The sequence below is a fragment of the Serratia sp. OLAL2 genome, assembly GCF_002752475.1.
GTDB classification, from domain to species: Bacteria; Pseudomonadota; Gammaproteobacteria; order Enterobacterales; family Enterobacteriaceae; genus Serratia; species Serratia bockelmannii.
In genome coordinates this window covers 40,730-59,166 of the sequence record NZ_MSTL01000017.1, presented here as the reverse complement: position 1 = coordinate 59,166, position 18,437 = coordinate 40,730, and the positions used below count along the sequence as shown (strand labels likewise).

The 18,437-nt window shown below is 60.8% G+C and carries 17 protein-coding genes; 16 read left to right on the top strand and 1 reads right to left on the bottom strand.

Translation table 11 applies throughout. The features are described from left to right. Nucleotides 1-51 precede the first annotated feature (51 nt). From BVU99_RS11895 to nei, 11 genes are all read left to right on the top strand, one after another. A complete protein-coding gene (locus tag BVU99_RS11895) occupies nucleotides 52-1,008 on the top strand; it encodes a DUF523 and DUF1722 domain-containing protein (RefSeq protein WP_099816695.1) in 957 nt (318 codons plus the stop codon). A 15-nt stretch (nucleotides 1,009-1,023) separates the two neighbouring features. Next, on the top strand, nucleotides 1,024-2,454 hold the full coding sequence (phrB, locus tag BVU99_RS11890; protein WP_099816696.1) for a deoxyribodipyrimidine photo-lyase: 1,431 nt from the start codon (nucleotides 1,024-1,026) through the stop codon (nucleotides 2,452-2,454). Between the two features lie 22 nt (nucleotides 2,455-2,476). Next, complete coding sequence (locus BVU99_RS11885) at nucleotides 2,477-3,457, top strand: MBL fold metallo-hydrolase (RefSeq protein ID WP_043136583.1); 981 nt, start codon at nucleotides 2,477-2,479, stop codon at nucleotides 3,455-3,457. A gap of 18 nt (nucleotides 3,458-3,475) precedes the next feature. Beyond that, complete coding sequence (locus tag BVU99_RS11880) at nucleotides 3,476-4,219, top strand: type 2 GTP cyclohydrolase I (protein ID WP_025301873.1); 744 nt, start codon at nucleotides 3,476-3,478, stop codon at nucleotides 4,217-4,219. A gap of 159 nt (nucleotides 4,220-4,378) precedes the next feature. Beyond that, nucleotides 4,379-5,035 (top strand): 5-oxoprolinase subunit PxpB, encoded by a 657-nt coding sequence (gene pxpB / locus BVU99_RS11875; RefSeq protein WP_025301874.1) that lies wholly within the window; start codon nucleotides 4,379-4,381, stop codon nucleotides 5,033-5,035. Continuing rightward, nucleotides 5,029-5,961: a 5-oxoprolinase subunit PxpC gene (gene pxpC, locus BVU99_RS11870; protein WP_025301875.1), complete on the top strand. Its 933-nt coding sequence runs from the start codon at nucleotides 5,029-5,031 to the stop codon at nucleotides 5,959-5,961. The genes pxpB and pxpC overlap by 7 nt, the downstream gene beginning before the upstream one ends. Beyond that, nucleotides 5,951-6,691, top strand: coding sequence for a 5-oxoprolinase subunit PxpA (gene pxpA, locus BVU99_RS11865; protein ID WP_043136590.1), 741 nt, complete (start codon nucleotides 5,951-5,953; stop codon nucleotides 6,689-6,691). Before pxpC ends, pxpA begins: the two co-directional genes overlap by 11 nt. 62 nt (nucleotides 6,692-6,753) lie before the next feature. Next, nucleotides 6,754-7,485 carry a DUF969 domain-containing protein gene (locus BVU99_RS11860; RefSeq protein WP_016928734.1) on the top strand — a complete coding sequence of 244 codons (732 nt, stop codon included), beginning with the start codon at nucleotides 6,754-6,756 and terminating at the stop codon, nucleotides 7,483-7,485. Beyond that, entirely contained in the window at nucleotides 7,482-8,501 is a 1,020-nt protein-coding gene (locus BVU99_RS11855) for a DUF979 domain-containing protein (protein ID WP_049205782.1), read from the top strand. Before BVU99_RS11860 ends, BVU99_RS11855 begins: the two co-directional genes overlap by 4 nt. A gap of 8 nt (nucleotides 8,502-8,509) precedes the next feature. After that, a complete protein-coding gene (gene pcp / locus BVU99_RS11850; RefSeq protein ID WP_016928732.1) occupies nucleotides 8,510-9,154 on the top strand; it encodes a pyroglutamyl-peptidase I in 645 nt (214 codons plus the stop codon). Nucleotides 9,155-9,208: 54 nt separating this feature from the next. Continuing rightward, entirely contained in the window at nucleotides 9,209-10,000 is a 792-nt protein-coding gene (gene nei, locus BVU99_RS11845) for an endonuclease VIII (protein ID WP_099816697.1), read from the top strand. Nucleotides 10,001-10,057: 57 nt separating this feature from the next. On the opposite strand, the gene BVU99_RS11840 is transcribed toward nei, so the two are convergent. Further along, the gene (locus BVU99_RS11840; RefSeq protein WP_016928730.1) at nucleotides 10,058-11,350 is read right to left on the bottom strand and encodes a citrate synthase; all 1,293 of its coding nucleotides are present in this window, start codon (nucleotides 11,348-11,350) and stop codon (nucleotides 10,058-10,060) included. 729 nt (nucleotides 11,351-12,079) lie between these two features. Here BVU99_RS11840 and sdhC point away from each other — a divergent pair. The 5 genes from sdhC to sucA all read left to right on the top strand — a co-directional run bounded on the left by sdhC (nucleotide 12,080) and on the right by sucA (nucleotide 18,393). After that, nucleotides 12,080-12,469 (top strand): succinate dehydrogenase cytochrome b556 subunit, encoded by a 390-nt coding sequence (gene sdhC, locus BVU99_RS11835; RefSeq protein ID WP_004939893.1) that lies wholly within the window; start codon nucleotides 12,080-12,082, stop codon nucleotides 12,467-12,469. Next, complete coding sequence (gene sdhD, locus BVU99_RS11830) at nucleotides 12,463-12,810, top strand: succinate dehydrogenase membrane anchor subunit (RefSeq protein WP_004939891.1); 348 nt, start codon at nucleotides 12,463-12,465, stop codon at nucleotides 12,808-12,810. Before sdhC ends, sdhD begins: the two co-directional genes overlap by 7 nt. After that, complete coding sequence (sdhA, locus tag BVU99_RS11825; RefSeq protein WP_015376974.1) at nucleotides 12,811-14,577, top strand: succinate dehydrogenase flavoprotein subunit; 1,767 nt, start codon at nucleotides 12,811-12,813, stop codon at nucleotides 14,575-14,577. A gap of 16 nt (nucleotides 14,578-14,593) precedes the next feature. After that, nucleotides 14,594-15,310, top strand: coding sequence for a succinate dehydrogenase iron-sulfur subunit (locus BVU99_RS11820; RefSeq protein WP_025301880.1), 717 nt, complete (start codon nucleotides 14,594-14,596; stop codon nucleotides 15,308-15,310). A gap of 275 nt (nucleotides 15,311-15,585) precedes the next feature. After that, the gene (gene sucA / locus BVU99_RS11815) at nucleotides 15,586-18,393 is read left to right on the top strand and encodes a 2-oxoglutarate dehydrogenase E1 component (protein WP_025301881.1); all 2,808 of its coding nucleotides are present in this window, start codon (nucleotides 15,586-15,588) and stop codon (nucleotides 18,391-18,393) included. Nucleotides 18,394-18,437 lie beyond the last annotated feature (44 nt).

The following is an 18,437-nucleotide window of genomic DNA, read 5'->3' as shown; positions in this document are numbered from 1 at the left end:
CAAGCCATTCTTCTACACTTTCCTCATCGGTCAACAACATGGGAGAGCGGTATGAGCGACAAGATCCCTATCGGCATCAGCGCCTGTTTACTGGGCGACGCGGTGCGTTTCGACGGTGGCCACAAGCGGCTGGCTTTTGCGGTGGAACAGTTGGCGCCCTATGTGCGCTTTGAGCCCGTTTGCCCGGAAATGGCGATCGGCCTGCCCACGCCGCGCCCGGCGCTGCGCCTGGTGAAACAGGCGCAGCCGTGGCCGGCGATGCGCTACAGCAACGACGCCGGCGTGGATCTGACCGAGGAGATGCGCAGTTTCTCCGCGCAGCGCGTGGCCGCGTTGCAGCACCTGTGCGGCTATATCGTCTGCGCCAAGTCGCCGAGCTGCGGCCTGGAACGGGTGCGGGTCTACAGCGAGAACGGCAAGGACTCGCGTAAAAACGGCGTTGGGCTGTTTACCGCCGAGCTGCTGCGTCAGATGCCGTGGCTGCCGGTGGAAGAAGATGGACGATTGCAGGATGCGGCGCTGCGGGAAAACTTTATCGAGCGAGTGTACGCGCTGTATGAGTTGAACATGCTGTGGCGTCAGGGGCTGACCCGCGGCGGGCTGATCGCGTTTCACAGCCGCTACAAGCTGTCGCTGCTGGCGCATTCGCAGCCGGCGTACCGCGAGCTGGGGCGCTTCGTCGCCGATATTCACTGTTGGGACTCGCTGGAGGCCTTCGCCGTGGAATACCGCAGCCGCCTGATGGCGCTGTTGGCGCACAAAGCGACGCGGCGCAACCACACCAACGTGTTAATGCACGTGCAGGGCTACTTCCGTTGTCAGCTTAGCGCGGCGCAGCGCCAGGAGCTGGCGCACCTGATCGATCGCTACCGGCAGGGCATGCAGCCGCTGCTGGCGCCGATCGCGCTGCTCAAGCATTACATGGCGGAATACCCCGATCGCTATCTGGCGGAACAACGCTATTTCGAACCTTACCCGGAGGCGCTGCGTTTGCGTTACGGCCATTGATTGACAAGGAGTTTTATGACCACGCATCTGGTCTGGTTGCGTAACGATCTGCGTATCACCGACAACAAAGCCCTGCACGCCGCCTGCAGCGATCCGAAAGCCCGGGTGCTGGCGGTGTTTATCGCCACACCGGAGCAGTGGCGGCAACATGAGATGGCGCCGCGGCAGGCGGCGCTGATCCACGCCAGCCTGCAGGCGGTGCAACAGGCGCTGGCGCAAAAGGGCATTGCGCTGCATTGCCATGCCTGTGCGGACTTTGCCGCGTCGATCGACTGGCTGGCGGACTATTGCGAGCGAGAGCAGGTAGATGCGCTGTTTTACAACCGCCAGTATGAACTGAATGAACGGCGCCGCGATGAGCAGTTGGAACAGCGATTGAGCGACCGGGTAACGTGCCACGGTTTTGATGACAGCCTGCTGTTGCCGCCGGGCAGCGTGCTCACCGGCGGCGGCGAGATGTACAAGGTTTATACGCCGTTTCGCAACGCCTTTATTCAGCGCCTGACCGAGTCCGACGTGAGCTGCCTGCCGGCGCCGAAGATCCGTGCCGATGGCGCGTTGCCTGCGCCTGAGGCGCCGGCGGCGTTCGATTATCCCGCGGCGGAAATTGGGGATGACTATCCCGCCGGCGAGGAGGCCGCGCTGCAGCGGCTGCGCGCCTTTTGTCGTGAGCAGGTGCAGGATTACCTTCGGCAGCGCGATCTGCCCGCCATCGCCGGCACCAGCAGCCTGTCGCCCTATCTGGCGATCGGTGCGCTGTCGCCGCGCCAGTGCTTCAACCGCCTGCGCGCCGAATGCCCGCAGCTGCTGGAAGATCGCGAGAGCGGCGCTTTCGCCTGGCTGAACGAGCTGATTTGGCGCGAGTTCTACCGTCATCTGCTGGTGGCTTATCCCGCGTTGTGCCGCTATCGGCCATTTATCGCCTGGACGGACAAGGTGCGCTGGTGCGATGACGCGGCGAAGCTGCAGGCCTGGCAGCGGGGCGAAACCGGTTATCCGATCGTCGATGCCGCCATGCGCCAACTGAATGCCACCGGCTGGATGCACAACCGGCTGCGCATGATCAGCGCCAGTTTTCTGGTGAAAGATCTGCTGATCGACTGGCGCGCCGGGGAGCGCTATTTCATGTCGCAACTGCTGGACGGGGATCTGGCGGCCAACAACGGCGGCTGGCAGTGGGCGGCCTCCACCGGCACCGACGCCGCGCCGTATTTCCGCATCTTCAACCCGACCACCCAGGGTGAACGTTTTGATCCACAAGGCACTTTTATCCGTAAATGGTTGCCGGAACTGGCGGATGTGCCCGACAATGACATCCATCATCCCCATCGCTGGGCGGAAAAGCAGCGATGCACGCTGAACTACCCGCTGCCGATCGTCGATCACAAACAAGCCCGCATGGAGACGTTGGCGGCGTTCGAGGCGGCGAAACGGGGAGAGTCTTGAGGCAACTGCAAGGAGCGACGCAATGATGAAAAAGGTGCTGGCCCTGTGCCTGAGCGGCTATTCGGCGCTGGCGATAGCCGGCTTTGACGTGGTGGCGCTGGGCGTCGACGGCGGCGTTAGCGACGGCAACCTGACCTCTTATCTGATCCGCAGCGATAATCAGCCGCAGTATGTGGCGCTGGACGCCGGTTCACTGCTGCCGGGCATCGCCAAAGGGCTGGAGAAGGGTAGCTTCCCGCAGGTGACGTCAGAGCTGGCCGCGCCTTACACGCCGCAGGGCTATGTGTTCCGGCAGTTGATCGGCAGTTACTTTATCAGCCATGGCCATCTGGACCACGTGGCGGGGCTGATCGTCGGCTCGCCCGAGGACAATAAAAAAACCGTTTACGCCCAGGCGGACACCGTGCTGACCCTGCGTAATCACTACTTCAACTGGAAGGCCTGGCCGAACTTTACCGACGCCGGCAACGGTTCGCGGCTGGGCACCTACCGGTTGCAAACGGTGCGGCCGCAGCAGCGCTTTACCCTCGGCCTGACCGGGTTGACCGGCGTGATGTACCCGCTTAGCCACGATCGCTACCCGTCGTCGATGCTGCTGATTTCCAACGGCAGCGAGTTCTTCGCCTACTTCGGCGATACCGGGCCGGATAAGGTGGAGCAATCACGCGATCTCGATACCGTCTGGCGCACGCTGGGGCCGCTTGTCGAGCAGAAAAAGCTCAAAGGCATGATTATCGAAACCTCGTACCCCAATGGGATGGAGGATAAACATCTGTACGGCCATTTGACGCCGGCCTGGCTGCTGAAGGAGTTGAAGAACCTGACGCAGTACAGCGGCGGTGAAGGTTCGCTGAACGGTCTGCCGGTGGTGATCAGCCACATCAAGCCCAGCCTGAAGCAGGGCGAAGACACGCGCGCCGCCATTGCGCAGCAGCTGGCGCAGGGCAACGATCTGGGCGTGAAATTCATCCTGATGGCGCAGGGCGACCGGCAGACATTTTGACTATGAAGAGAGAAGAGAATGCGTAACCTCGATCTGGAACAACTGATCAATACGGAACTGAACGCCGCGGCGTTTCAGGACTACGCCCCTAACGGATTGCAGGTAGAAGGCCGCCCGCACGTGCAGCGCATCGTGACCGGCGTCACCGCCTGTCAGGCGCTGCTGGATGCCGCGGTGGCGCATCAGGCCGACGCGATTATCGTGCACCACGGCTATTTCTGGAAAAATGAGGCGCCGGCGGTGCGCGGCATGAAGCGCAATCGTCTGAAAACGCTGTTGACTCACGATATTAACCTGTACGGCTACCACCTGCCGCTGGACGCGCATCCGGTGCTGGGTAACAACGCGCAGCTGGCGCAGGCGCTGGGCATTCGGGTGATTGGCGACGTCGAGCCGCTGGTGCCACACGGCGAATTTGAACAGCCGCTGACCGGCGAGGCGCTGCAGCAGCGTATCGAAAGCCGGCTGGGGCGCGCGGTGTTGCACTGCGGCGATAACGCGCCTGAGCACATTCGCCGGGTGGCCTGGTGCACCGGCGGTGGCCAGGGCTTTATCGACAGCGCGGCGCGCTTCGGCGTCGATGCGTTCATCAGCGGTGAAGTGTCTGAACAGACCATTCATAGCGCGCGCGAAATGGGCGTGCATTTCTTCGCCGCCGGTCACCATGCGACCGAGCGCGGTGGCGTGAAAGCGTTGGGGGACTGGCTGGCCCAGCACCACGGCTTTGATGTGACCTTTATCGATATCCCGAATCCCGCCTGATTTTTTTCTTCCCCGGATCCAGCCCGGCCTGTGCGCCGGCTGAATCCTTTTATCGCGCTATTTCCTTATTTTCCTTATGGTTGCGTTCTATTGACAGCCGGGGCCGCGTCACGCATAACTGGTGTGTTTTTCATCGCGATAATAATAAGGAGAATAAGGGTGCAACAAGCACGTTATTACCTGTTGGGTGAAAGAGCGGTAGTGCTTGAACTGTCGCCGCCGGTGACGTTACCGAGCCAGCAGCGCATCTGGGCGCTGGCGGAAAAGCTGAATCACCACCCCGACGTGCGGGAAGTGGTGCCGGGGATGAACAACCTGACGCTGTTGCTGCATACGCCGCAGGCCGACGCCGAAGCGATGCTTGCGTTGCTGCAGCAGGGTTGGGAAAGCAAAGAGCGCCTGACGCCGGAGTCGCGCCAGGTGGATATTCCGGTGGTCTACGGCGGGGAGCAAGGCCCCGATCTGGATGACGTGGCGCGCCATACCGGCATGACGCCGCGGCAGGTGGTGGAATGCCACGCGGCGGCGGCCTATGTGGTCTATTTCCTCGGCTTTCAGCCGGGCTTCTCCTATTTGGGCGGCATGCCGGAAAAATTGGCGACGCCGCGCCGCGCCGAACCGCGTCTGGCGGTGGCGGCCGGCTCCGTCGGCATCGGCGGCGGCCAGACCGGCATCTATCCGCTGGTGACGCCCGGCGGCTGGCAACTGATTGGCCGCACGCCGCTGGCGCTGTTCAATCCGCATGAAATGCCGCCGACGCTGCTGCGCCCGGGCGATAGCGTGCGCTTCGTGCCGCAGAAGGAGGGCGTATGCTGATTATTCTGCGTGCCGGCATCTATACCACGGTGCAGGATTTGGGCCGCGAGGGATTCCGCCGCCTGGGCATCAGCACCGGCGGGGCGTTGGATCAACCGGCGCTGAAGATCGCCAACCTGCTGGTGGGCAACGCGCCGGAGGCCGCCGGGCTGGAGATCACGCTCGGCCAATTCAGCGCCGAGTTTACCCGCTCTGGCTGGATTGCCCTGACCGGCGCCGGCTGCGACGCGCAGCTGGACGGCAAGCCGCTGTGGACCGGCTGGCGCTACCCGGTGAAAAAGGGGCAGCGGCTGGCGCTGGGCACGCCGAAACGCGGCATGCGCAGCTACCTGGCGATCTCGGGCGGTATCGCCGTGCCGGAAATGCTGGGCTCGTGCAGCACCGACATGAAAGCCGCCTTTGGCGGCCACGAAGGCCGTAACCTGAAGGACGGCGATCGGCTGCCGCTGGGCAAATCAGCCGCTCAACCGCAACATCGCTGCGGCGTGAAACAGCTGCTGTTCACCAACCGCATCCGCGCGCTGCCGGGGCCGGAGTACGCCGAATTCAGCGAAGAGGCGCAGGATACGTTTTGGCGCACCGCCTGGCAGCTCAGTCCGCAGAGCAACCGCATGGGCTACCGCCTGCACGGCGGTACGCCGCTGGAGCGCACCACCGACCGCGAGATGCTGTCGCATGGCCTGATGCCCGGCGTGGTGCAGGTGCCGCATAACGGCCAGCCGATCGTGCTGATGGCCGATGCGCAAACCACCGGCGGTTACCCGCGTATCGCCTGCGTGATCGAAGCCGATCTCTACCACTTGGCGCAGATCCGTCTCGGCGAACCGATCCACTTCGTTCTCTGCTCACTGACGGAGGCGCAGCGCGCCAAAGCCGAGCAGGATCTCTTCCTTCGACAGATTGCCTGGGGGTTACATGATCGTTGATTTGAACGCCGATCTCGGCGAAGGCTGCGCCAACGATCAGGCGCTGTTGCAATTGGTGAGCTCGGCCAACATCGCCTGCGGCTTCCACGCCGGCGATGCGCAGACCATGCGTCAATCGGTGCGCTGGGCATTGCAGTACGGCGTGGCGATCGGCGCCCATCCGAGTTTTCCCGATCGGGAGAACTTCGGCCGCACCCGCATGCAGCTGCCGCCGGAAACGGTGTACGCGCAGGTGGTGTATCAGCTCGGAGCGCTGGCGGCGATCGCCCGCGCTGAGGGGGGAGTGATGGTACATGTTAAGCCGCATGGCATGCTGTATAACCAGGCGGCGGTTGAACCGGCGCTGGCGGAAGCGATCGCCCGGGCGGTGCAGGCGGTCGATCCGGCGCTGCGGCTGGTGGGGCTGGCCGGCAGCGAGCTGATCCGCGCCGGGCAACGGCTCGGTCTGACCACCCGGCAGGAGGTGTTCGCCGATCGCGGTTATCAGGCCGACGGCACGCTGGTGCCGCGCGGTTTGCCGGGGGCATTGATCGAGGATGACGAACAGGCGCTGGCGCAAACGCTGGAGATGGTGCGCCATCACCGGGTGCGCAGCGTGGATGGCGTCTGGGCCGCCGTTCAGGCGGAAACTGTCTGCCTGCACGGGGACGGCGAGCATGCGCTGGCGTATGCGCGCAAGCTGCGGGACAGTTTTGTTCAACAGGGTATTCGCGTCAGCGCGGAGCAATAAAGCCGTAAAGCAAGACACAACATCACAAGCAAAAAACTATTAGAAAATATCGAGGGAAGACTATGGAACAGGCTGTGAATCTCTGGCCACTGATCGGCATCGCCGCCATCGTGGTCGGGTTTGTATTGCGTTTCAACCCGGTGCTGGTGGTGATCGCCGCCGGTATCATCACCGGTTTGGCGGCGCTGATGCCGCTGGACGTCATTCTGGAAAAGCTCGGCGAGGGCTTTCTCAACACCCGCAACCTGCCGCTGATCCTGCTGCTGCCGCTGGCGGTGATCGGCCTGCTGGAGCGCCACGGGCTGAAAGAGCGGGCGCAGGCGTGGATCGCCAAGATCAAAAGCGCCACCGCCGGCCGTTTGCTGATCGTGTACCTGTTCGTGCGCGAGATCACCGCGGCGATGGGGCTGACCAGCCTGGGCGGGCACCCGCAAATGGTGCGGCCGCTGCTGGCGCCGATGGCGGAAGGGGCAACGGAAAACCGCTATGGCGAACTGCCGGAGCGTACGCGCCACCGCCTGCGCGCCATGTCGGCCGCGACCGACAACGTCGGGCTGTTCTTCGGTGAGGATATCTTCGTGGCCTTCGGCGCGATCATCTTCATGCATAACTTTATGCTGGAGTCCGGCGGCATTCAGACCGAGCCGCTGCATATCGCGCTGTGGGGCATTCCGACCGCCATTTTCGCTTTCCTGATCCACGCGTTCCGGCTGTATCGGATGGATAAGCAGCTGAGCGCCGAGCTGGCGCAGCTGAATCAGGCGGCGCTGCAGGCGAAGGGGGAGGCGCGATGAACTTCCAGCAACAATATCTCTACTGGCTGGCCGGCGCGGTGCTGCTGATTGTGGCGGTGATGTCCTTCCGCGATCGCGCCAACCCGCGCCGCATCACCACCGGGCTGTTTTGGGGGCTGTACGGCCTGGTATTCCTGGTCGGCGACTGGACTTACCGCCTGCTGGGCGACGTACTGGGCGAGGGCAGCAACGAAAAACGCATGCTGCACATCATCGTTGGCGCGGTGGTGGTGGTGATGGCCCTGATTGCCGGCTTCGGCGGCGTGCGCCTCGGCAGCTATCACCAGCGGACGCCGCAGGAACGCGAGGCCAGCGCTAAGCGCCTGGGCAACAAGCTGTTTATCCCCGCGCTGGCGATCCCGGTGGTGACGGTGATCGGCGTGCTGCTGTTCAACAACGTGCCGGCGTTGCAGAGCGCGGTATTCGGCAGCGGTAACCACGCGACGCTGATCACCCTGTTCTCGATGACCGTCGGCTGCCTGATCGGTCTGGCGATCGCCGTGAAAATGACCCATGAGAAGGCCCTGCAGCCAATACAGGAAGCGCGGCGCCTGCTGGATTCGATCGGCTGGGCATTCATTCTGCCGCAGATCCTCGCCACGCTGGGGCTGCTGTTTACCGTCGCCGGCGTCGGCACTGCGATCTCGCATCTGACCCAGGAGTATCTGGCGGTCGATAACCGCTTTATCGCCGTGGCGGTCTACGCTATCGGTATGGCGGTGCTGACCATGGTGATGGGCAACGCCTTCGCCGCTTTCCCGATCGTTACCGCCGGCATAGGCATTCCGATCCTGGTATTGCAGCATGGCGGCAACCCGGCGGTGATGGCGGCGATCGGTATGTTCTCCGGCTATTGCGGCACCCTGATGACGCCGATGGCGGCGAACTTCAACATCGTGCCGGCGGCGCTGCTGGAGTTGCCGGACAAGAATGCGGTGATCAAGGCGCAGGTGCCGACCGGCGTGCTGTTGCTGTTGGTTAACGTGTTCCTGCTGTATTTCCTGATGTTCCTGTAGGAGTAAGGATGCAAAAAGTATTGATTACCGGCTTTGAGCCGTTTGGCGGAGAACGCCTTAACCCCTCCTGGGAAGTGGTGAAGCAGCTCAATGATATGGAGCTGGTCGGCACGCGCATCGTGGCGCGCCAGCTGCCGTGCGTGTTCGGCGCGGCGCTGGAGGCGCTCAATGCGGCGATCGATGAGGTGCAGCCGGTGATGGTGCTGGCTATCGGCCAGGCCGGCGGCCGCACCGATATCACGATTGAACGGGTGGCGATCAACGTCGACGATGCGCGCATTCCCGACAATCAGGGGCAGCAGCCGGTGGACGAGCCGATCGTCGCCGGCGGCCCGGCGGCCTATTTCAGCACCTTGCCGATCAAGGCGATGGTCAGTTCGATGCGCGAGGCCGGCATTCCGGCCGCCGTTTCGCAGACTGCCGGCACCTACGTGTGCAACCATGTGATGTATGGGCTGCTGCACCGTTTGAGCGGCCAGCGTGAGGTGAAGGGCGGCTTTATCCATATTCCGTACCTGCCGGAACAGGCGGCGGCCCACCCCGGTGCGCCGAGCATGGCGGCTTCGACGGTGCTGTTTGCGCTGGAGCTGGCCGTTTCCATTGCTTTGCAGGTGGAACACGATCTGAAAGTGGTGGGCGGCGCGACGCATTAATCAAGAGAATCCCCGGCGCATCGGGCTGCGCCGGGTCTACGCAAGGAGTGGTCTATGCCGGAAGGACCGGAGATTCGCCGGGCGGCGGACAAACTGACGGCGGCGGTGATCGATCAGCCGTTGACCGCCGTCGATTTCGCTTTTCCTCAGTTGAAACACTATCGCCAGCGTCTGATCGGCGAGCGTATCGTCGCCATCGAGCCGCGCGGCAAGGCGCTGCTGACCCATTTCTCCAATGGGCTGACGATGTACAGCCATAACCAACTGTATGGCGTGTGGAAAGTGGCGGCGGCAGGAGAGACGCCGGAGACCAAACGCGATCTGCGGGTGCGGCTGGAAACCGCCCGCAGCGCGATATTGCTCTACAGCGCTTCCGACATTACCGTCGGGCCGCGCGAGGAAATAGAACAACACCCGTTTTTGCAACGCATCGGCCCTGACGTGTTGGACATGTCGCTGACGGTAGACGAGGTGGCGGAGCGGTTGCTGACGCCGCGTTTCCGTCGCAGGCAGCTGGGCGGCATGCTGCTCGACCAGGCGTTTCTTGCCGGATTGGGCAATTATCTGCGTGCCGAAATCCTGTGGCAGGCCGAACTGGCGCCGCAGCATAAACCGCAGGATCTGACGCCAGAGGCGCTGCGCCGTCTGGCGGAGGCGTTGCTGGCAGTGCCGCGCCTTTCCTACCAGACGCGCGGGCAGGCGGATGACAACCGGCATCACGGCGCGCTGTTTCGCTTCAAGGTATTTCATCGCAGCGGTGAGCCTTGCGAACGCTGCGGCGCGATGATTGTGCGCACCGAGCTGTCATCGCGGCCGTTTTATTGGTGCCCGGGCTGCCAGAAATAACCAAAAAAAACGCCGCCCGAAGGGGCGGCGCTGTGCGGTTTCAGCCAGGAAAGCGGCTTACTTGTTTTTCAGCTGGGATTTGAAATCACGCTCGGCATAGCCGGTGTACAGCTGACGCGGACGGGCAATTTTGATGCCTTCGTCGTGCATTTCGTTCCAGTGGGCGATCCAGCCGATGGTGCGTGCGATGGCGAAGATCACGGTGAACATGGAAGAAGGAATGCCCATCGCCTTCAGGATGATGCCTGAGTAGAAGTCGACGTTCGGGTACAGTTTCTTCTCGATGAAGTACGGGTCGTTCAGCGCGATGTGTTCCAGCTCCATCGCGACCTGCAGCAGGTTGTCGTCCTTCTTGTTCAGCTCTTTCAGCACTTCGTGACAGGTTTCGCGCATCACGGTGGCGCGCGGATCGTAGTTCTTGTACACGCGGTGGCCGAAGCCCATCAGGCGGAAGGAGTCGTTCTTGTCCTTGGCGCGCTTGATGAACTCTGGAATGTGCTCGACGGTCTTGATCTCTTCCAGCATTTTCAGCGCCGCTTCGTTGGCGCCGCCGTGTGCCGGCCCCCACAGGGAGGCGATACCGGCCGCGATGCAGGCGAACGGGTTGGCGCCGGAAGAGCCGGCGGTGCGCACGGTCGAGGTAGAGGCGTTCTGCTCATGGTCGGCGTGCAGGATCAGGATGCGGTCCATGGCGCGTTCCAGCACCGGGTTCACCACGTACTCTTCGCACGGGGTGGCGAACATCATGTGCAGGAAGTTGCCGGCATAGGACAGATCGTTGCGCGGGTAAACGAACGGCTGGCCCAGGGAGTATTTGTAGCACATCGCGGCCACGGTCGGCATTTTGGACAGCAGACGGAACGCGGTGATTTCGCGGTGACGTTCGTTGTTGACGTCCAGCGCATCGTGGTAGAACGCCGCCAGCGCACCGGTCACGCCGCACAGCACCGCCATCGGGTGCGAGTCGCGACGGAAGCCACGGAACAGATGGGTGATCTGGTCGTGGATCATGGTGTGACGGGTTACGGTCGTCTTGAAGGTTTCGAACTCTTCCGGCGTTGGGGTCTCGCCGTACAGCAGGATGTAGCACACTTCCAGGTAGGAAGATTCTTTCGCCAGCTGCTCGATAGGGAAGCCGCGGTGCAGCAGCACGCCTTTGTCGCCGTCGATGAAGGTAATCTTGGATTCGCAAGAAGCGGTGGAGGTAAAGCCGGGATCAAATGTGAAATAACCTTTGGAACCCAGAGCGCGGACATCGAGGACATCAGGGCCCAGTGTCGGTGTCAATACGCCCAGTTCGATCGGAGCTTCGCTGTCGTTAATGGTTAGCGTCGCTTTCTTATCAGTCATTTACTGTCTCCTTAGCGCCTTATTTTAAAAAACCACTAACAACTGAAATACCTTAAATCTCTGCAGGTTGCCCGCAAAAAATGGTGCGGACGCTAACTCTGTGAGCGACTGCGCAACTGTGCGCGGGTAGGGTACAGAGTGCTGACCAGGCGAACGAGACGGGTGACCAGTTGTTAACGATTCAGAGTAATTCGTTATAGTCTGTTAATCTTACCTATGAGCTGTTCGAAGAGATGTGAACCTATCCCAATAATCTGTTTTTATGTGCTTTATTTGCTTTTGACGCCGGCAAACTCGAGCGGGAAACAACGTCTATTGGGATAGGTTCGCCAAATACACTGTTGCATAACTCGAACCCGGGAGGAAGTGTATCTGCTGACCCATAGCGCATCATAGGACCGTTTGTGCCCCTATATGTAATGGAAATGTTGATCTCTTGTCAAATCAGATAATTAATTTTGCACTAATTGTGAAATCCGTGATCTGAATCACTGTTCGGGGGAAATGTTATCAAAGCGGTTGTATGAGAATTGTAATCAGAATGTGATCCTCCTATACTGCCGCCAGGTCTCCGGATTACCCTGAAGTAGGAGCACCCAGCGTTATAAATGCGCGCCGTTTGAGCACAGAGGATGTTGATGTTTGAGCGCGTGACGTGTAAGGGTTTTAGGCTCTTAACGCTGTCTGATCCCCGCCCAGGCCCGGAGGAAGGAAAATAATAAGAGCTGTGTGGGCAAATACGTGAAAAAACAACGACCTGTCAACTTGGATCTGCAAACGATCCGGTTCCCCGTAACTGCGATAGCGTCTATCTTACACCGAGTCTCTGGCGTAATTACCTTCGTTGCCGTGGGTATCCTCCTCTGGCTGCTGGGCCTGTCACTCTCTTCCCAAGAGGGGTTCCTGCAGGCGGCCGCCATCATGAATAGCTTCATCGTCAAATTCATATTCTGGGGCATCCTCACGGCGCTGGCCTATCACATTTGCGGTGGCATCCGTCACTTGTTAATGGATTTTGGCTACATCGAAGAGAGTTTGGCCGCCGGTACCCGTTCCGCCCAGGTGGCGATCGGTCTGACCGTCGTGCTGTCAGTTCTGGCTGGAGTCCTCGTATGGTAAACAACGTTTCTGCATTAGGGCGCAACGGCGTGCACGATTGGCTGCTGCTGCGTGCTTCCGCGATCATCATCACCCTGTACGTCCTGTATATCCTGGGCTTTTTCGTCACGGCTCCGGAACTCACTTATGACATTTGGCGCGGTTTCTTCGCCACTTCCATTACGAAAGTGTTCACTCTGCTGACCTTGCTGTCGATTCTGGTGCACGCCTGGATCGGGCTGTGGCAGGTGCTGACGGACTACGTCAAGCCGCTGGCGGTTCGCCTGGTGTTGCAGCTGGCTGTCGTGGTCGCGTTGCTGGTCTATTTACTGTACGGAACAATCGTAGTGTGGGGTGCTTAAATGAAACTGCCAGTCAGAGAGTTTGATGCCGTCGTAATCGGCGCCGGCGGTGCGGGCATGCGTGCCGCGCTGCAAATTTCCCAAGCGGGCTCGACCTGTGCCCTGCTGTCCAAAGTTTTCCCGACCCGTTCCCATACCGTGTCTGCACAGGGCGGCATTACCGTCGCGCTGGGCAACAGCCACGAGGACAACTGGGAATGGCATATGTACGACACGGTGAAAGGGTCCGACTATATCGGTGACCAGGACGCCATCGAATATATGTGTAAAACCGGCCCGGAAGCAATTCTGGAACTGGAACACATGGGCCTGCCGTTCTCTCGTCTGGACGACGGCCGCATTTATCAGCGCCCGTTCGGCGGTCAGTCGCTGAACTTCGGCGGCGAGCAGGCGGCGCGTACCGCAGCTGCAGCCGACCGTACCGGTCACGCGCTGTTGCACACCCTGTACCAACAGAACCTGAAAAACCACACCACCATCTTCTCCGAGTGGTATGCGCTCGATCTGGTGAAAAACCAGGATGGCGCGGTGGTCGGCACCACGGCTATCTGCATCGAAACCGGTGAAGTGGTTTACTTCAAAGCCAAGGCCACCGTGCTGGCGACCGGCGGCGCAGGCCGTATTTATCAGTCCACCACCAATGCCCACATCAACACCGGCGACGGTGTCGGCATGGCGCTGCGCGCTGGCGTGCCGGTGCAGGACATGGAAATGTGGCAGTTCCACCCGACCGGCATCGCTGGCGCGGGCGTACTGGTGACTGAAGGCTGCCGCGGCGAAGGCGGTTACCTGCTGAACAAACACGGCGAGCGCTTCATGGAGCGTTATGCGCCGAATGCCAAAGATCTGGCGGGCCGCGACGTGGTTGCCCGTTCGATCATGATCGAAATCCGCGAAGGCCGCGGTTGCGACGGTCCTTGGGGCCCGCACGCCAAGCTGAAGCTGGATCACCTGGGCAAAGAGGTACTGGAATCCCGTCTGCCGGGCATTCTGGAGCTGTCCCGCACCTTCGCGCACGTCGATCCGGTGAAAGAGCCGATCCCGGTTATCCCAACCTGTCACTATATGATGGGCGGCATTCCGACCAAGGTGACCGGCCAGGCGCTGACCGTGAACGAGAAGGGTGAAGACGTGGTGATCCCGGGGCTGTTCGCCGTGGGCGAAATCGCCTGCGTATCGGTGCACGGCGCCAACCGCCTGGGCGGCAACTCGCTGCTCGACCTGGTGGTGTTCGGCCGTTCCGCCGGCATGCACCTGCAGGAATCGCTGGAAGAGCAGGGCGTGAGCCGTGACGCCAGCGACTCCGACGTGGAAGCCTCGTTGGACCGTCTGAACCGTTGGAACAACACCCGTTCCGGTGAAGACCCGGTCGAAATTCGCAAAGCGCTGCAGTCTTGCATGCAGCACAACTTCTCGGTATTCCGTGAAGGCGATGCGATGGCCAAGGGCCTGGAAGAACTGAAAGTGATCCGTGAACGTCTGAAGAACGCACGCCTGGACGATACCTCCAGCGAGTTCAACACCCAGCGCATCGAGTGCCTGGAGTTGGATAACCTGATGGAGACCGCGTATTCCACCGCTGTGTCGGCCAACTTCCGTACCGAGAGCCGTGGCGCACACAGCCGCTTCGACTACCCGGAACGCGATGACGCCAACTGGCTGTGCCATTCGCTGTATCTGCCGCAATCGGAAAGCATGACGCGTCGTGAAGTGAACATGCAACCGAAGCTGCGCCCGGCATTCCCGCCGAAAGTGCGTTCTTACTAATTGCGGAGATCGACAGATGAAACTCGAATTTTCCATTTATCGCTACAACCCGGATGTCGATGACGCGCCGCACATGCAGGATTACACCCTGGAAGCGGAAGAAGGTCGCGACATGATGCTGCTGGATGCGTTGATCCAGTTGAAAGAAAAAGACCCGACCCTGTCGTTCCGTCGCTCATGCCGTGAAGGCGTATGCGGTTCCGATGGCCTGAACATGAACGGTAAAAACGGCCTGGCGTGCATCACCCCGATTTCGTCGCTGCGCAAAGGCAACGGCAAGATCGTGATCCGTCCGCTGCCGGGCCTGCCGGTGGTGCGCGATCTGGTGGTGGATATGGGCCAGTTCTATACCCAGTATGAAAAGATCAAGCCATACCTGCTGAACGACGGCAAGAACCCGCCGGCGCGCGAGCACCTGCAGTCGCCGGACCAACGCGCCAAGCTGGACGGTCTGTACGAGTGCATCCTGTGCGCCTGCTGCTCGACCTCTTGCCCATCGTTCTGGTGGAACCCGGACAAGTTCATTGGCCCAGCCGGTCTGTTGGCGGCGTATCGCTTCCTGATCGACAGCCGTGACACGGAAACGCAAGAACGTTTAGATGATCTGGACGACGCTTTTAGTGTTTTCCGCTGCCATAGCATTATGAATTGTGTCAGTGTATGTCCTAAAGGCTTGAACCCGACGCGTGCGATCGGGCATATCAAGTCCATGCTGCTGCAACGCGGCGCATAAACGGAATGAGATGCTGCGCCGGGCTCTTTTCCGGCGCACATCCCATAGGGGAGGGAACCTCTAAAAACTGACCCGCGGCTGCGGCGCTATGCAGCCTGGTTCTTCCGCCGGTTTTTAGAGGTTCCTTGTAAGGGACCGCAAGGTCCATAACAGAACGTATCGGGCCGTCATGGCCGCAAGTACGTCGAGTGAACCGTTTTACGGCAAACCGTATTCATCACGGTAATTATGTTAACCACGGCGAAAACTAAAGCTTCAAAGCTTAAGGGATCATGATGCAGAACGGCGCAATGAAGGCCTGGCTGGATTCCTCCTATCTGGCGGGCGCGAACCAGTCTTACATAGAACAGCTCTATGAAGACTTCTTAACCGATCCGGGTTCCGTTGAAGATAGCTGGCGTTCCATTTTTCAACAGCTACCAACCGCGGGTGTCAAACCCGATCAGCTTCACTCTCAAACGCGCGATTACTTCCGCCGCCTGGCGAAAGACTCCGCGCGCTACAATACCACCATCACCGATCCGGAAACCGACGCCAAACAGGTCAAGGTACTGCAGCTGATCAACGCCTTCCGCTTCCGCGGGCATCAGCATGCCAACCTCGATCCGCTCGGCCTGTGGCAGCGCGAGCAAGTTCCTGACCTTGATCCCGCTTACCACAACCTGACCGAAGCCGATTTCCAGGAAACCTTCAACGTGGGCTCTTTCGCCATCGGCAAAGAAACCATGAAGCTGGGCGATCTGTACGCCGCGCTGAAGCAGACCTATTGCGGGTCGATCGGTGCTGAGTACATGCATATCACCAACACCGAAGAGAAACGCTGGATCCAGCAGCGCATCGAATCGGTGGTGGGGCGCGCCAGCTTTACCGCCGACGAAAAACGCCGTTTCCTGAACGAGCTGACTGCGGCGGAAGGCCTGGAACGCTACCTGGGCGCCAAATTCCCGGGCGCCAAACGCTTCTCGCTGGAAGGCGGCGACGCGTTGGTGCCGATGCTGAAAGAGATGGTGCGCCACGCCGGTAAGAACGGCACGCGCGAAGTGGTGTTGGGCATGGCCCACCGCGGCCGTCTGAACGTGCTGATCAACGTGCTGGGCAAAAAGCCGGCCGATCTGTTCGACGAATTCGCCGGTAAGCATAAAGAACACCTCGGCACCGGTGACGTGAAATATCACCAGGGCTTCTCTTCCGACGTGGAAACCGAAGGCGGCATGGTTCACCTGGCGCTGGCGTTCAACCCGTCGCACCTGGAGATCGTCAGCCCGGTGGTCATGGGCTCGGTACGTGCCCGTCGCGATCGTCTGGACGAAGCGCGCAGCAACATGGTGCTGCCGATCACCATCCACGGCGACGCCGCCATCACCGGCCAGGGCGTGGTTCAGGAAACCCTGAACATGTCTCAGGCTCGCGGTTACGAAGTGGGCGGCACCGTGCGTATCGTCATCAACAACCAGGTTGGCTTCACCACCTCCAACCCGCTGGATGCGCGCTCTACCGAATACTGCACCGACATCGCCAAAATGGTTCAGTCGCCGATCTTCCACGTTAACGCGGACGATCCGGAGGCCGTGGCCTTCGTCACCCGCCTGGCGTTGGATTTCCGTAACACCTTTAAGCGTGACGTGATGATCGATCTGGTCTGCTACCGTCGCCATGGGCACAACGAGGCCGACGAGCCGAGCGCCACCCAGCCGGTGATGTATCAGAAGATCAAGAAACACCCTACGCCGCGCAAAATCTACGCTGACGTGCTGACCGAGCAGAAAGTGGCCAGCCTGGAAGATGCCACGGAAATGGTCAACCTGTACCGCGACGCGCTCGACCGCGGCGATTGCGTGGTTGAAGAGTGGCGTCCGATGAACCTGCACTCCTTCACCTGGTCACCGTATCTGAACCACGAGTGGGACGAAGAGTACCCGAGCAAGGTTGAGATGAAGCGCCTGCAAGAGCTGGCACGTCGCATCAGCACCGTGCCGGAAGCGATTGAAATGCAGTCGCGCGTGGCGAAAATCTACGCTGACCGCGCCGAGATGGCGGCGGGCAACAAGCCGTTCGACTGGGGCGCTGCCGAAACGCTGGCTTACGCGACCATGGCGGATGAAGGCATCCCGATCCGCATCTCCGGTGAAGACGCCGGCCGCGGCACCTTCTTCCACCGTCATGCGGTGGTGCACAACCAGAAAAACGGTTCCGTCTACGTTCCGCTGGCGAACATCCACAGCGGCCAGGGCGAATTCAAAGTCTGGGACTCCGTGCTGTCTGAAGAGGCGGTGCTGGCGTTCGAATACGGCTACGCCACGGCGGAACCGCGCACGCTGACCATCTGGGAAGCGCAGTTCGGCGACTTCGCCAACGGCGCACAGGTCGTTATCGACCAGTTCATCAGCTCCGGCGAGCAAAAATGGGGCCGTATGTGCGGCCTGGTGATGCTGCTGCCGCACGGCTATGAAGGCCAGGGCCCTGAGCACTCTTCCGCGCGTCTGGAACGCTATCTGCAGCTGTGCGCAGAGCAGAACATGCAGGTGTGCGTCCCGTCTACGCCGGCGCAGGTTTACCATATGCTGCGTCGTCAGGCGCTGCGCGGTATGCGCCGTCCGCTGGTGGTGATGTCGCCGAAGTCGCTGCTGCGTCACCCGCTGGCGATTTCTTCGCTGGACGAGCTGGCCAACGGCACCTTCCTGCCGGCGATCGGCGAGATCGACGACTTGGATCCGAAAGCGGTCAAGCGCGTCGTGCTGTGCTCCGGCAAGGTCTACTACGACCTGCTGGAACAGCGTCGCAAGAACGAGCAGAAAGACGTGGCCATCGTGCGTATCGAGCAGCTGTATCCGTTCCCGCATCAGGCCGTGCAGGCCGTGCTGGAACAATACTCGCACGTGCATGATTTCGTCTGGTGTCAGGAAGAGCCGCTGAACCAGGGCGCCTGGTACTGCAGCCAACACAACTTCCGTGAAGTGGTGCCGTTCGGGGCTTCTTTACGTTACGCAGGACGTCCGGCCTCCGCCTCTCCGGCGGTGGGCTATATGTCCGTACACCAGAAGCAGCAGCAGGCTCTGGTGAACGACGCGCTGAATATTGACTAATGTTCGCTCGCTTGCCGGCCAAGGGCCGGCAAGCAGATGATAAA